This window comes from Rhizobium gallicum bv. gallicum R602sp (genome assembly GCF_000816845.1).
Classification (GTDB): Bacteria; Pseudomonadota; Alphaproteobacteria; order Rhizobiales; family Rhizobiaceae; genus Rhizobium; species Rhizobium gallicum.
In genome coordinates this window covers 1,828,193-1,841,474 of record NZ_CP006877.1, presented here as the reverse complement: position 1 = coordinate 1,841,474, position 13,282 = coordinate 1,828,193, and the positions used below count along the sequence as shown (strand labels likewise).

Genomic DNA, 13,282 nt, shown 5'->3' with positions numbered 1-13,282 from the left:
CTCATATTCATCCCTCCTAAAATATGGTACCGCGGTTCACCGTTTGGAGACTTTGCGATGCGACGTTTCAATCTTCGACATGAAGTCGATGACAAGTGGCTTGTTGTGGATGGGCTCACGATGGAGCCTGCCACGCTTGGTGACGTGAAGGTGAGTGGCATGTCTTGGGCCGAAGCCTGTGACTTTGTCGACTTGATGAACTCTCTGGATGCTATCGAACGAGATTCGAGCCGCTATGCAGCACCTTTCGCTGCGGAGTGATGGTCGTTCGCTGCCTACGGCGCTTCCCGGCGCCACTTTGCCCTTTCGTAGAACGTGTCATGCACCTTCCCGGCCTGCGCAACGTATGTGAAGCGCCTTCTGTCGGATGTTTCATCAGCCGCAGTCCGTAAAGCCTCGCGTCCGCGCTCAGATCGAATAGCGCAAGGATTCACACCCTACCCAGGAGCGGCGTCGGGTTCCAGGTTCATAACCTCATAGATCAGCCGACCAACAAGCGGGTAAGCGGTCCGACTTCAGCAAAGACCTGCCCCGAGTTCATCGGTTCGGCGATTGCCTTCATTCTACACGCAGCGAGGAAGCATTCGGACCGGTGGGAACGTCGCTTGTTGTCACAAATTTCCCGACAACGCGCCAATATGGACCTTTGGGATTCCGATAAGGATGGACGGATAGTGAAGACCTTGCGTCGATATGATGATCCTATCTGGGAGTTTTCATTTCCGGTGGCGCTGGAGGTTTTCAACTACGATCCGGCAAGTGCCGTCACGCCTCGTGATTGACCACTTTCCGGCCGATCAAAGCCGACAGCGCGTCAAGCCAGGAACATTTGACAGTCTTGAATGTTAGAAACCGGGTCGCGTGGCTACAGCCCTCCTGTGATGTGCAATGACCCTTGCACTGCTACGCGATCCGCCTTTCACGAGCGCCACCTAAGTACGGCGCGGGCACATTGGGGAGGTATGCTGATGGTGCCGAACAGGCTTCACTTCATTGTCGAGGTCGAGATCCAACCGCCTGCATGCGCAAAGTTGGCCGATGACATTCAAGGCACGGCGTTCGCCCTTGATTTCTTTCATGCCTGACTTGCTCGGCGCACGCTGGGAGCACCAAGCACAGGCTTTCCGGCATCAGGATCTTACCAGCTTCACGCTGGAGCTCCTGAATATTGTTTTGTAGGGATTCGTTGGCGGCCTGCATTACGGCAATCCGTGCGGCTTCTGGCGCTGGCCGCACCATAGCCGCGGTCAAAAATGCCGTCGCAAACCCTGTATCCAGCGAAGAACACGAGGCTTGATGTTTGCACAATGACGGCAGGTTCGACTGATCGAAGAAAAGTTCGCCATTGCCTTTATGAGCATTGATGTGGTCGACGATCGTGGCCTCGGTCACTTCTTCTGTGATCAGGCAGAAACGACAAAGCGGCTCCATTGCCAACTGGTATTGGCGCGGTGGTTTTCACTCTGCTGGTATCGTAAAGACGATGCCAGACTTTGGCCCGCTGCGTCGATGGGGAACCTTGGATTCGGTCATACGTTCAGAACCTGCAGTGGAAGGAGGACCACAATGGCAGACGACAAGAGCAAGCGTGGCAAACCTGACCGGAGCCGGGTAGCGGCTGGTGAACCGTACGAGGTGAGCTACTTCGCGAAGAAGCACGGCATCTCAAAGGAGCAGGCTGAGAAGATCGTGAAGAAGCACGGCTCAGATCGTGACGCCGCGAATAAGGCGGCAGAAAAGATCAAATAGCAAAAGCGGCAGGGAGCCTAATTGCAAGCTCAACCGGCCGCAGATCATCACGTTGCCGGAGGAGGCAGCGCCATGCGGATGGGTGAACGACGCAAAAAAAGCGTCACACGTCTTATTTTATTTATTTCTAAATTATACTTTGGTATAGGTCTCCCCAACTGTATGGGAGGAGTAGCGTATGCAGCGAGTTGAACCTAATATCGTCGGCACCGGAGCCACGACACGTGTTTGGTCAGTCAAGGATTTTTCCAAGCGGCGCCGGCTCAACGAGAAAGAAGAGGCTCGACTTCTACAATTGTTTGGACCATTTGCGTCCGCCAGCGAATTGCTGCACAACGCAACACGAGAGCCGCGGTGGCGGTAGGGCCGTCCCGTCATCGATCGCCCTCTTCCCTAGCGAGAATCACAAAGATGCATTCGACAGGATCTCAGAGGACCTCGCATAAACGTGTGCCGTTTGCCATTCATGTGCCGGCAATCTTAGCACATGTGCCGTAAACGCCGTAAGAATCAGGTAATTTCGCCTCATGATCTCGCCAAAAAACCATCTAGGAGTGTCGGTAAGAATCTGATTTCGCTGGTAAATTTTTGGTGAGAGCGCCGGGGTTCGAACCCGGGACCTACTGATTAAAAGTCAGTTGCTCTACCAGCTGAGCTACGCTCTCCCTTGACGCCTTGAACTCAAAAACAGCCCCGGCCGGAAGTGCGCGGAACATATGCAGGCGACCTATTGCGGTCAACCGAAAAATCTCCCTTTTTCGCCGCGTTAGGCATATTTCTTGCCGGGGCTCGAAAAGGTGATTGGCTTTCGGTTGTTTGCGGCGCTAAACATCCGCCAGATTGCAGCCGGAGAGAATGCGTGTCGATTGCCGATATTTCCCTGTTGAGCGCCCTGCTTGCGGGTGCCCTCTCCTTTCTCTCCCCCTGCGTGCTTCCCCTCGTTCCGCCCTATCTCTGCTACATGGCGGGGATATCCGTCGAGCAGTTCCGGGGCGGCAATGCTGTTGCGGTTGCGCCCGATGTCCGCCGCGGGGTGCTGTTTTCGGCGCTGTTCTTCACGCTCGGGTTCGCCACGGTCTTCGTCGCGCTGGGCGCCGGCGCTTCCAGCATCGGAATGCTGCTGCGCCAGCATCTGGACCTTCTGGCAAAGATCGGCGGCCTCATCATCATCCTCATGGGACTAAACTTCCTCGGCGTCTTCCGAATCGGGCTTTTCGCCCGCGAGGCCCGTTTCCAGAGCGGCGGAAAGCCGGCGACGCTGACCGGCGCCTATATCATGGGGCTCGCCTTCGCTTTCGGCTGGACGCCCTGCATCGGGCCGGTGCTCGGTGCCATTTTGGGGGTTGCAGCATCGCGCGAGACCGTCGGCTCCGGCGCGGGGCTTCTCGCCGTCTATTCGCTCGGCCTCGCTATTCCCTTTTGGATCGCCGCAGGCTTTTCCGGTGCCTTCATGAATTTTCTGGCGCGCTTCCGCCGCCATCTCGGCACGATCGAAAAGATCATGGGAGGCTTCCTCGTGCTCACGGGGCTTGCCTTCATCTTCGGTTTCGTCAGCGATACTGCCATCTGGTTCCAGCAGACCTTTCCGATCTTGATGCGGATTGGCTAAAGGCAGCAAATCATGCCTGCCTTGCAAAGAGTAAGCCGCCGTACCGACCGCGATCAGTTCAGCCTTTCTTCCGGCTGAGTTTTTCCCGCAAGGCAGTCGGAATATCACGCAATCCGCGACCCGGCTCTATGCCTTCGCGCATGACGACGCTGCGTAGAGGTGGAAACGCCGAGAGCATGTGGAGGCCCGCGGCGCGCAGCATCTGCACCGGCAGGAAACCGGAGAGAAGCGAGCGGTTCAGCAAATCGACGCTGACCGTTCGCGTCATGATGTCGGCGCGGCGCCTGCGGTCAAACCGATCGCCCGAATCGGCTGGTATCGGCAGTTCGGCCCGGTCGCAGAGAATATCCGTCAACGCCATGATATCGCGCAGGCTGAGATTGAGGCCTTGTGCTCCGATCGGCGGGAAAACGTGCGCGGCTTCCCCGATCAGCGCCATCCGGCCCTTGCCGAAGCGGTGCGCCACCATGCCCGAAAGCGGCCAAATCTGGACGCCTTCCTCGACGCTCACCTTGCCGAGCAGCGACTGCATCCGCTCTTCGACGACATTGCTCAATTCGGCAAGCGACAATTCGAGGCCGGCGGCAGCATCCGACGGATTCTGTACCCAGACGAGGCTGGAGCGATTGCCGCGCAAGGGTACCTGGGTAAAGGGGCCGCATTCGGTATGAAATTCCGTCGAGGTGTTTTCGTGCGGCAGCGAATGGCCGAAATTCAGCACCATGGCCGACTGTGGATAGGACCAGTTGCGCGCGCCAATGCCGGCTTTTTCTCTAAGCTTCGACTTGCGACCGTCGGCGCCGGCAGCAAAATCTGCAGACAGCATCTCGCCGCCCGCCAGCATAATGGAAACGGCATTCTCGCCGATATCAATGCTGTCAGCAAAAGCAGTGAAGCGCGTGATATTGCCTTCGATGGCGACCGCCGCCTCGAGCACCTCGGTCAAAGCCTTGTTCGGGAAGTTGTAGCCGAAGGCATCGAGCTCGACTTCGACGGAGCGGAACGTCGTGGTTGGTGCACGCAGCAGGCGACGTGTGCCGTCGATGATGCGCATGCTTTTCAGCGGCGCGGTCTCGGGCTTCAGCTTTTCCCAGAGAGCCAGGCGATCAAGGAAGCGGATCGACTGATCCATCAGGGCCGTCGTGCGCCGGTCCTCGGTCGCGGCGGGAGGCGCAATCAGCGCCACGCTGCGGCCGCCGCGCGCCAGTGCGATCGCGGCCACCATGCCGGCGAGACCGCCGCCGATCACCGCCACTTCGAAATGTTTCATTGCATCGCTTCCGTCATCAGAAACGGCGAACCGGCATTATGCCGCCGGCTTCGCCTGACGGCGCCAACTATAGCCCCTGCCGACGTCCGCGTCACGCACAGCCGGCTGATAATGATGCGGAATTCCGGGCAGCCGATTTTCGGAAAGGCGCTTGAGCGCCGTTTCATTGGTCACGGCGAAGCTGTCGATCCCGACGCGCAGCATCAACGGGATCTGGTCGATTAGCACATCGCCTACCGCCCGCAATTCGTTGGCATAACCCAGTCGCTCGCGCAGCAGCGAAGCATGGCTGAAGGCACGGCCGTCGCTGAATGCCGGAAAAGCAACAGCGACGATATCGAGGCGATCGAGGTAAGGCTCGAGCTTGCGCACGTCGTCGGCGGGCTTGATGAGCACACCAAGGCCGACATCGTTGCTCTCTCCGGCCGTGGCGATCAACTCGTCGAGGCCGAGCAGAGGCTTTTGATCTTCGGTCGCTTTCACCTCATCGCTCTCGATCACCCAGGGATCGTTGGCGACGAAACCGGTTTCTCTCCAAATCTTCGTCATCATCCCCTCCTTATGCCGCTTCCGCGGCCGCGCCATAGAGCGCGTCCTTGAAAGGCTGCGGTCCGACGCGGCGATAGGCTGTAAGGAAGGTTTCAGACGGGTCCCGGCGGATGCAGAGATAGGTATCGACGATCGTCTCGATTGCGTCCGTCACCTTGTCCGGTTCGAAGCCGCGGCCGATGATCTCCCCGATCGAGGTGTGTTCGTCGCCGGAGCCGCCGAGCGTAATCTGATAGAGTTCGGCACCCTTCTTCTCGACGCCGAGCAGGCCAATATGGCCGACATGGTGATGCCCGCAGGCGTTGATGCAGCCTGAAATCTTGATCTTCAGTTCGCCGATCTCCGCCTGACGCGCAGGATCACCAAATCGCTTGGAAATCTCCTGCGCAACCGGAATGGAGCGCGCATTGGCGAGCGCGCAATAGTCCAGCCCCGGACAGGCAATAATATCCGTGATGAGGCCGGCATTGGCAGTTTCGAGATCAGCCGCGACCAGGCCGCGATAGACGGCTTCCAGATCGCCCAGCGCCACATGCGGCAGGATGAGGTTCTGTTCGTGGCTCACGCGAATTTCGTCGAAGGCATATTCCTCGGCGATGTCGGCAACGGCATCCATCTGCGCGTCAGAGGCATCACCCGGGATGCCGCCGATCGGCTTCAGCGAGATCGTCACCATGCCGTAATCGGGGTTCTTGTGGGGTGCTACGTTCTGCTGCACCCAGCGGGCAAATGCCGGATCAGCCTTCTTCCAGCGGGCAAGGTTCTCCCAGCCTTCGGCGCGTTCCGGCAGCACGGGCGGCGCGAAATAGGCGGCGATCGCCTGGACGTCCTTCTCCGGCAACTTGAGCTCGGTATCCTTGAGCTGCACGAACTCAACCTCGACCTGGCGCGCCAGTTCTTCGGCACCGGTCTCGTGCACGAGGATCTTGATGCGCGCCTTGTACTTGTTGTCGCGGCGGCCGTGCAGATTGTAAACGCGCATGATCGCGGTCGTGTAGGACAGCAGGTCCTCTTCCGGTAGGAAGTCGCGGATCAGCTTGGCGACCATTGGCGTGCGGCCCTGGCCGCCGCCGACGTAAACGGCAAAGCCGATCTCACCCTTGTCGTTCTTCTTCAAATGCAGGCCGATATCGTGGACCTGGATCGCCGCGCGGTCGCGCTCGGCGCCGGTGACGGCGATCTTGAACTTGCGCGGCAGGAAGGAGAATTCCGGATGCACGGACGACCATTGGCGCAGGATTTCCGCATAGGGACGCGGATCGGCGACTTCGTCCGCCGCGGCACCGGCGAAATGATCCGCCGTGACATTGCGAATGCAGTTGCCGGAGGTCTGCATGGCATGCATCTCAACCGTCGCAAGTTCGGCAAGCACGTCCGGCATGTCGGAGAGCTTCGGCCAGTTGAACTGCAGGTTCTGGCGGGTCGTGAAGTGACCGTAGCCGCGGTCGTAGGTGCGGGCGATATGGGCGAGCATGCGCATCTGGCGCGAGGAGAGCGTGCCATAGGGGATGGCGATGCGCAGCATATAGGCATGGAGCTGCAAATAGACGCCATTCATCAGGCGCAGCGGCTTGAACGCATCCTCGGCAAGCTCACCGGTCAGACGGCGCTGGACCTGGTCGCGAAACTGCTCGACGCGCTCGGCGACAAAGGCGTGGTCAAATTCGTCGTAACGGTACATCAGCTTCCTCAGACTGCAATGAATTCGGGATCGGCCGGCTTGTAGCCCGGCGCATATTCCATGGTCGGGCCCTGGGCGCGGATGCGCTCGCGGAGGCGAAGCGGCCATAGAACTCCGTTGGCTTCCTGAACTTCGATGACGGCAACGTCAACGACCTTGTTGTCGGCATAGGATTTCTTGCCGATCTCTTCCAAAGCCGTCACGGCCTCGGCATGGCGGGCGATGAGCGCATCCTGCAGCGAGGTTACCCATTCGCCGCCGGCGTTAAGCCAGACCGCCACGCCGTCCGTCAGCCTGTTGGCGGTCAGAACCTTGTCGACCATGTTCAGCTCCTTGCAAATTCCGGCGCGGTCGCCTCATGGCGCACCAGTGGCTCGGACAGTTCGAAATTGGCGCCTGCGACGGCATCGCCGATAATGACCATGACCGGTCCGGTCAACTCGTCACGATGCTGCAAGTCGGGAAGATCGCGCAGAATGCCGTGCAGTAGGCGACGGTCCGCACGGCTTGCATTCTCGACGACGGCAACGGTCGTCTCGGCGGGAAGCCCAGCGCTCATCAGCCGCTCGGAGACCGAAGCTGCGACGGTCCGTCCCATATAGACGGCGATCGTCGCGCCGGACACGGCAAGGCTTGCCCAATCGGGCAGCACGTCGCCGGTCAGATCATGCCCGGTCGTGAAGACCAGCGACGAGGCAACGCCGCGCAGCGTCAGCGGCAGCTCGAAATCGGCCGCGGCGGCGAAAGCGGAAGTGATGCCCGGAACGACCTCGTAGCCGATGCCCGCGGCACGCAGCGCCGCCATCTCTTCCCCTGCCCGGCCATAAACCAGCGGATCGCCGGATTTCAGGCGCACGACGCGCTTGCCCTGGCGTCCAAGCTGGACAAGCAGATCGTTGATCTCTTCTTGCGATTTCGAATGGCAACCCTTGCGCTTGCCGACCGAAAGGCGCTCGGCATCGCGGCGACCCATATCGACGATCGCCTGCGGCACCAGCGCATCGAAAACGATGACGTCGGCTTCCATCATCACGCGCTGGGCGCGCAACGTCAGCAGATCTTCGGCTCCAGGACCGGCACCGACGAGCCAGACGCGACCGTCAACCTTTTCCGCCGGGCGCAGGAGGCCGTTTGCGGCACGCCGCGCTTCGGGAAGATTGCCGTTTGCAACGGCGTCCGCCACGCGACCAGAGAAAAAACGGCGCCAGAAGACCCTTCTGGCGACGCCGCGTGGAACGAGATGTTCGACGGTCTTGCGGTAGCTCGTCGCAAGATCGGCCAGGCGGCCGAGCGACGGGGAAAGCAACTGATCGACCTGCGCACGGATCATCTGCGCGAGCACCGGGCCGGCACCTTCCGTGCCGATCGCAACGGCGACCGGCGCGCGATTGACGAGAGCGGGCGTGAAGAAATCGCAATAGTCCGGCTGGTCGACTGCATTGGCCGGAACTCTGACCGCCCGGGCAGCTTCCACGACCGCGCGATCTTCGGCAGCATTACCGGTTGCAGCAAAAACAAGCGTCGCACCATCCACCTGCTCGGGCGAGAAAGCGCCACGGACGGTTTCGATTCGATTGGAAATCAGGAACGAATGATAATCGGCCTCGGGATGGTCCGCATAAGCAACAATGCGGGCGCGCGTGTTCAGCAGCAGGCGCACCTTGGCGAAGGCCTCGTCTCCATTGCCGAAAACGGCTGCGATCCGCCCTTCCACACGGAAGAATGCGGGAAACACCGATAGCAGTTCGTTGCTGGAAGGCATTATCATTCCACTTCGAAGTTGGCCGACTATGCCTTTTACGGTCAACGGATTGAAGAAACAGAAATTCGAAAGCCCCGCTGAGTGCGTATTCTTTTGCTCGCCATCTCAAGGATTTGAGAAAAGTCGCCCGGTCGTTTGAAAATGCTGCTGCAGCGCATCATAAGCTGGTGACAAATGCCCAGATTCGGCGCGATCATGCATTCCGCTTCCCGGCGGCAACCGGTAAACTGCTCGAAACAGGAGAACACTATGCCGGAAAAGACGATTGCTCCCCGTCTTCTCGAAGTCATCGAGAAGCATATCCTGCCGATCACGGAGCTCGGCGTTTCCGAGGGTAACAAGGTCTTCGGCGCGGCAATCCTGCGTAAGTCCGACCTGGCGCTGGTCGTCGCGGAAACGAACAACGAACTGGAAAATCCGCTATGGCATGGCGAAGTCCACACATTGAAGCGCTTTTACGAGCTGTCCGATAAGCCCTCGACCAAGGATCTCATCTTTCTCTCGACGCACGAGCCCTGCAGCATGTGCATGTCGGCGATCACCTGGGCGGGTTTCGACAATTTCTATTATTTCTTCAGCCATGAGGATTCGCGCGACAGCTTTGCCATCCCGCATGATCTGAAGATTCTGAAGGAGGTCTTCGGGCTCGAACCGGGCGGATACCGCCGTCACAACGCATTCTGGAACAGCTTTGCGATCGCCGATCTTATCGAAAGCGAGGACGAACCGCTGAAAACCGGTCTGAAAGCGCGGGCCGCCGGAATCAAGGCCCGCTACGATGCGCTGTCCGACATCTATCAGGCGTCCAAAGACGCCAATGCCATCCCCTTGAACTGAGATATCATGGAAGCTTCAAAAGATATTTCGCGCCTGATCGAGATCATGGCGGCACTGCGCGATCCCAAAACCGGCTGCCCCTGGGACATCGTCCAGACCTTCGAAACGATCAAGCCCTATACGATCGAGGAAGCCTACGAGGTTTCCGATGCGATCGAACGCAACGACATGGACGACCTTTGCGAGGAACTTGGCGACCTGCTGCTGCAGGTCGTCTTCCATGCCCGCATGGCCGAGGAAGCCGGCGAATTCACCTTCGGCGACGTCGTCGAAGCCATAACGCGCAAGATGATCCGCCGCCACCCGCATGTCTTCGCGCGATCCGATGCCGACACGCCGGAACTCGTCAAGAAGCAGTGGGACGAGATCAAGCAGGCGGAGAAACACGAGCGCGCCGAAAGGCGCGCAAGGCGCGGCGTTTCCGAAGATTTCAGGGCAGGCTTTCTTGGCTCCGTGCAGCGGAGCTTCCCCGCGCTTACAGAAGCGCTGAAACTGCAGGAACGCGCCGCAAAGGTCGGCTTCGACTGGTCGGCGCCAGAGCCCATCCTCGACAAGATAGAGGAAGAGATCGGCGAGCTTCGTGCCGCACTCAAGGAGGGAAATCACGCGAAGGTCAGCGATGAACTCGGCGACCTGATCTTCGCCATTGCCAATATCGGCCGGCATGTACAGGCCGATCCCGAGCAGGCGCTTCGCGGCACGAACACGAAATTCAGGCGCCGATTCAATCACATCGAGAAAACACTTGAAGCAGATGGCGAAACGCTTGAGGCGGCAACGCTTGAGCGCATGGAGGAAATCTGGCAGGCCGCCAAGGCGATCGAGCGGGCAGTCGCGGGGGGCTAGCGTCGAAGGTCGGCGCTCATTCGTCGAATCTGTCGCCTTCGGCATAGGTGCCTGAAGGCGAAGCCACAGGGCCGCGAAGGATCTCCTCCCCGCAGGTCGCCGTTGCTGCCGTCAGCGTCCATCCCATGCTCGCCTCACAGGAAGCCAGCCTCCGCGAGAAAAGTTGCCTGCACCCAAGGACTTGAGCGCTGGATCCCTGCGCCAGGCATGGGGATGAGAAAGGGGGGCGAGGCGACGTCAAACAGCGACAGCTTCTGTGCCGACCGTCTTTTCATCCGCAACGGACGCCGGGTTCCGAATGTGCTTTGAAGCGGTCAGGGGCTTGCTATTCCCAGTCTTCCTTCTGCGGCTTCGGGCCGTCGCCCATGCGCCGTTCCAATTCGGCGGCTTCGCTTTCGGCGAGCCTTACGTCGAGCGTCACCGTGCCGTCTTCATTGTCTTCGCGGCCGTCGACGATCGAATGTTCGTAAAGCCAGGGTAGCAGCGCCAGCTTGCCCAAAGGCAGCTTGATCGTCGTCGCGGTCATCACCCCGGAAAGGCGCTTGCTGATTTCTTGCATCAGGTGATCGATGCCCTCGCCGCTGATGGCCGAAACAGCGACCACGTTTTCGGCGCCCGCAACCTTCTGCACAATCGCATCATGCGTTTCCGGTTCGAGACGGTCGATCTTGTTCCAGACTTCGACGATGCGTCGTGCCCCTTCAGCCTCGTCGATACCGAGATCTTTCAGGATGCGCATCACGTCTGCGCTCTGCGCCTGATTGTCTGCATCCGACATATCGCGGACGTGGAGGATCAGATCGGATTCCAGCACCTCTTCAAGCGTTGCGCGGAAGGCGGCGACGAGATGCGTCGGCAGGTCGGAGATAAAGCCGACGGTGTCGGACAGGATAACGGTCCGGCCATGCGGAAGCTTCATGCGGCGAAGCGTCGGGTCGAGCGTGGCGAAGAGCATGTCCTCCGCGAGCACGCCTGCGCCGGTGATGCGGTTGAAGAGCGTCGACTTGCCGGCGTTGGTGTAGCCCACAAGTGCCACGATCGGATGCGGCACCTTCTTGCGCTTGGCCCGGTGCAGCTGCCGGGTGCGGACGACCTGCTCCAGCTCGCGCTCCAGCTTGATGATCCGATCCTGCAGCAGACGGCGGTCGGCTTCAATCTGCGTTTCGCCCGGGCCACCCATGAAGCCGCCGCCGCCGCGCTGGCGTTCGAGGTGGGTCCAGCTGCGGACCAGACGGCCCTTCTGATAGTTCAGATGCGCAAGGTCGACCTGCAGCGTGCCTTCCTTCGTGGAGGCGCGGCGGCCGAAGATTTCCAAAATCAGGCCCGTGCGGTCGATGACCTTGGCATTCCACTCCTTCTCGAGATTGCGCTGCTGCACCGGCGTCAGCGGGTGATCGACGATCACCAGGCCGGAATCATGCTCATCGAGCTGCGCCTTGATGTCCTCGATCTTGCCGGTGCCGAGCAGCGTAGCCGGACGCGGGTCGGAGATCGGTACGATCGCGCCGTTGACCACATCCAGATCGATTGCCTCAGCGAGACCAGTCGCTTCCTCAAGGCGGCTTTCCGGCGAGCGGGTCGCAGCTCCTTCGATGGGCGTACTCCTGCTCCGCGCCTGCTTGAGCACAGGCACGACGACGGTTGCCCGCATATCATCCCGAAGTCTCTGAGCCTCCGGGATGATGGAATCATTCCTGGTATCGCGTGTCGAAATGACTGCTGACCTTGTTAGGACGCTGCTTCTTCGCTCTCGAACATCTGCATGGGCTGACCCGGCATGATCGTTGAGATCGCGTGTTTATACACGAGTTGCGAATGGCCGTCACGGCGAAGAAGAACGCAGAAATTGTCGAAAGAAGTGACAACGCCCGTGAGCTTTACGCCGTTAATGAGAAAAATTGTGAGAGAAATCTTTTGTTTGCGAACAGTATTGAGAAATAAGTCCTGCAAATTCTGAGAACGTTCCGCCATCGCGCCGCTTCTTTCTTTATTGCCGGCTTGACCTGGCCGGTGAATATTAATCAACCTCTCCTGAAAGACGGAGGGTAACCCTCATCCCTTCCGTCCAGCAAATCTTGGTATCAAATCGCAATCTTTTCCGCAACGTCGAAAAAGGCTTCTCGAATATTCTGCGAGATCGTGCCGGGATGACCGTTGGCAATTGTCTGCCCGTCGATGGAAACGACGGGAAAACAAATGCTTGTGGCGGCCGTGATGAAGACCTCGCGTGCCGCCAGCATTTCGGCGACGGTGAAGTTCCGCTCGGCGATCCTGAGGTCAAGCTTCTCCGCGACATCCATCAGCGTCGTGCGCGTGATGCCGCGCAGAATACCATGTTCGGCAGGGCGCGTGATCAAGGTGCCGTCGGCGTCGACCATCCAGACATTCGTCGCGGCACCTTCTTTCACGCAGCCGTTGGCATCGACATAGATGGCCTCCTGGGCGCCGGCTTCCTTCGCCTGCTGGCGGACCAGGGCATTCGAAAGAAGACCGACCGTCTTGATATCAACCCGATCCCACCGATTGTCCGGAACGGTGATCGCCTTGATGCCGTTTGCGTTTTTCTTCGCGATGACCGCGGGATCGGTGCTTTTGGCCGTGATGACCAGCGAAGGCTTGGTGCCTTCGGCCGGAAAGACATGGTCGCGGCGCGCCACGCCGCGCGTCACCTGCAGATAGAACAGGCCGTTGCGTACCTTGTTGCGGCGCGCCGTTTCACGAATCACATGGATCATCGCCTGGCGGCTCATCGGCCAGGTAATACGCAACTCGCCAAGCGAGCGGTTCAAGCGGTCGAGATGGCGCGTGATATCAACGATGTAGCCGTGACGTATTTCGCAGACCTCGTAGACGCCGTCCGCGAACTGGTAGCCGCGGTCTTCGATATGTACCATCGCATCGGCGTGCGGCACGTAGCGGCCATTTACATAGGAAATTCTCGGCATGGAAAACCTGCATCCAAGGCAATGAAATGGGAAA

15 protein-coding genes and 1 tRNA gene are annotated in these 13,282 nt (G+C 59.5%); 6 read left to right on the top strand and 10 right to left on the bottom strand.

Annotated elements, in window-relative coordinates; all coding sequences use genetic code 11:
* Positions 1-57 precede the first annotated feature (57 nt).
* Positions 58-261: a hypothetical protein gene (locus RGR602_RS09180; protein WP_022715545.1), complete on the top strand. Its 204-nt coding sequence runs from the start codon at positions 58-60 to the stop codon at positions 259-261.
* A 729-nt stretch (positions 262-990) separates the two neighbouring features.
* Here the strand turns inward: RGR602_RS09180 and RGR602_RS37025 are convergent.
* Positions 991-1,431, bottom strand: coding sequence for a hypothetical protein (locus tag RGR602_RS37025; RefSeq protein ID WP_133937784.1), 441 nt, complete (start codon positions 1,429-1,431; stop codon positions 991-993).
* A 135-nt stretch (positions 1,432-1,566) separates the two neighbouring features.
* On the opposite strand from RGR602_RS37025, the gene RGR602_RS09170 reads away from it, so the two are divergent.
* Both RGR602_RS09170 and RGR602_RS38190 read left to right on the top strand, forming a co-directional pair.
* A complete protein-coding gene (locus RGR602_RS09170) occupies positions 1,567-1,749 on the top strand; it encodes a DUF3606 domain-containing protein (protein ID WP_039844840.1) in 183 nt (60 codons plus the stop codon).
* Between the two features lie 178 nt (positions 1,750-1,927).
* Complete coding sequence (locus RGR602_RS38190) at positions 1,928-2,113, top strand: hypothetical protein (RefSeq protein ID WP_082046511.1); 186 nt, start codon at positions 1,928-1,930, stop codon at positions 2,111-2,113.
* Between the two features lie 225 nt (positions 2,114-2,338).
* Here the strand turns inward: RGR602_RS38190 and RGR602_RS09165 are convergent.
* A tRNA-Lys gene (locus RGR602_RS09165) sits at positions 2,339-2,414 on the bottom strand.
* A 194-nt stretch (positions 2,415-2,608) separates the two neighbouring features.
* On the opposite strand from RGR602_RS09165, the gene RGR602_RS09160 reads away from it, so the two are divergent.
* Positions 2,609-3,358 carry a cytochrome c biogenesis CcdA family protein gene (locus tag RGR602_RS09160; RefSeq protein WP_039844839.1) on the top strand — a complete coding sequence of 250 codons (750 nt, stop codon included), beginning with the start codon at positions 2,609-2,611 and terminating at the stop codon, positions 3,356-3,358.
* A gap of 58 nt (positions 3,359-3,416) precedes the next feature.
* Here RGR602_RS09160 and RGR602_RS09155 read toward each other — a convergent pair whose 3' ends face one another.
* The 5 genes from RGR602_RS09155 to cysG are packed head-to-tail and all read right to left on the bottom strand — an operon-like array spanning position 3,417 to position 8,620.
* Positions 3,417-4,628, bottom strand: a complete 1,212-nt coding sequence (locus tag RGR602_RS09155; RefSeq protein WP_039844838.1) for a UbiH/UbiF family hydroxylase — start codon at positions 4,626-4,628, stop codon at positions 3,417-3,419.
* Positions 4,629-4,664: 36 nt separating this feature from the next.
* The gene (locus RGR602_RS09150) at positions 4,665-5,177 is read right to left on the bottom strand and encodes a DUF934 domain-containing protein (protein ID WP_039846747.1); all 513 of its coding nucleotides are present in this window, start codon (positions 5,175-5,177) and stop codon (positions 4,665-4,667) included.
* A gap of 10 nt (positions 5,178-5,187) precedes the next feature.
* Entirely contained in the window at positions 5,188-6,858 is a 1,671-nt protein-coding gene (locus RGR602_RS09145; RefSeq protein WP_039844837.1) for a nitrite/sulfite reductase, read from the bottom strand.
* Positions 6,859-6,866: 8 nt separating this feature from the next.
* Complete coding sequence (locus RGR602_RS09140) at positions 6,867-7,181, bottom strand: DUF2849 domain-containing protein (RefSeq protein WP_039844836.1); 315 nt, start codon at positions 7,179-7,181, stop codon at positions 6,867-6,869.
* 2 nt (positions 7,182-7,183) lie between these two features.
* Positions 7,184-8,620, bottom strand: coding sequence for a siroheme synthase CysG (gene cysG / locus RGR602_RS09135; RefSeq protein WP_039844835.1), 1,437 nt, complete (start codon positions 8,618-8,620; stop codon positions 7,184-7,186).
* Between the two features lie 249 nt (positions 8,621-8,869).
* Here cysG and RGR602_RS09130 point away from each other — a divergent pair, with 249 nt between their 5' ends.
* Together RGR602_RS09130 and mazG are read left to right on the top strand one after the other, a co-directional pair.
* Positions 8,870-9,457, top strand: a complete 588-nt coding sequence (locus tag RGR602_RS09130; RefSeq protein WP_039844834.1) for a nucleoside deaminase — start codon at positions 8,870-8,872, stop codon at positions 9,455-9,457.
* Between the two features lie 6 nt (positions 9,458-9,463).
* Complete coding sequence (gene mazG / locus RGR602_RS09125; protein ID WP_039844833.1) at positions 9,464-10,303, top strand: nucleoside triphosphate pyrophosphohydrolase; 840 nt, start codon at positions 9,464-9,466, stop codon at positions 10,301-10,303.
* Between the two features lie 325 nt (positions 10,304-10,628).
* On the opposite strand, the gene hflX is transcribed toward mazG, so the two are convergent.
* From hflX to RGR602_RS09110, 3 genes are all read right to left on the bottom strand, one after another.
* Positions 10,629-11,954, bottom strand: coding sequence for a GTPase HflX (gene hflX / locus RGR602_RS09120; RefSeq protein ID WP_039844832.1), 1,326 nt, complete (start codon positions 11,952-11,954; stop codon positions 10,629-10,631).
* Positions 11,955-12,031: 77 nt separating this feature from the next.
* Entirely contained in the window at positions 12,032-12,274 is a 243-nt protein-coding gene (hfq, locus tag RGR602_RS09115) for an RNA chaperone Hfq (RefSeq protein ID WP_003539403.1), read from the bottom strand.
* Positions 12,275-12,384: 110 nt separating this feature from the next.
* Positions 12,385-13,248, bottom strand: a complete 864-nt coding sequence (locus RGR602_RS09110) for a D-amino-acid transaminase (RefSeq protein ID WP_039844831.1) — start codon at positions 13,246-13,248, stop codon at positions 12,385-12,387.
* Positions 13,249-13,282 lie beyond the last annotated feature (34 nt).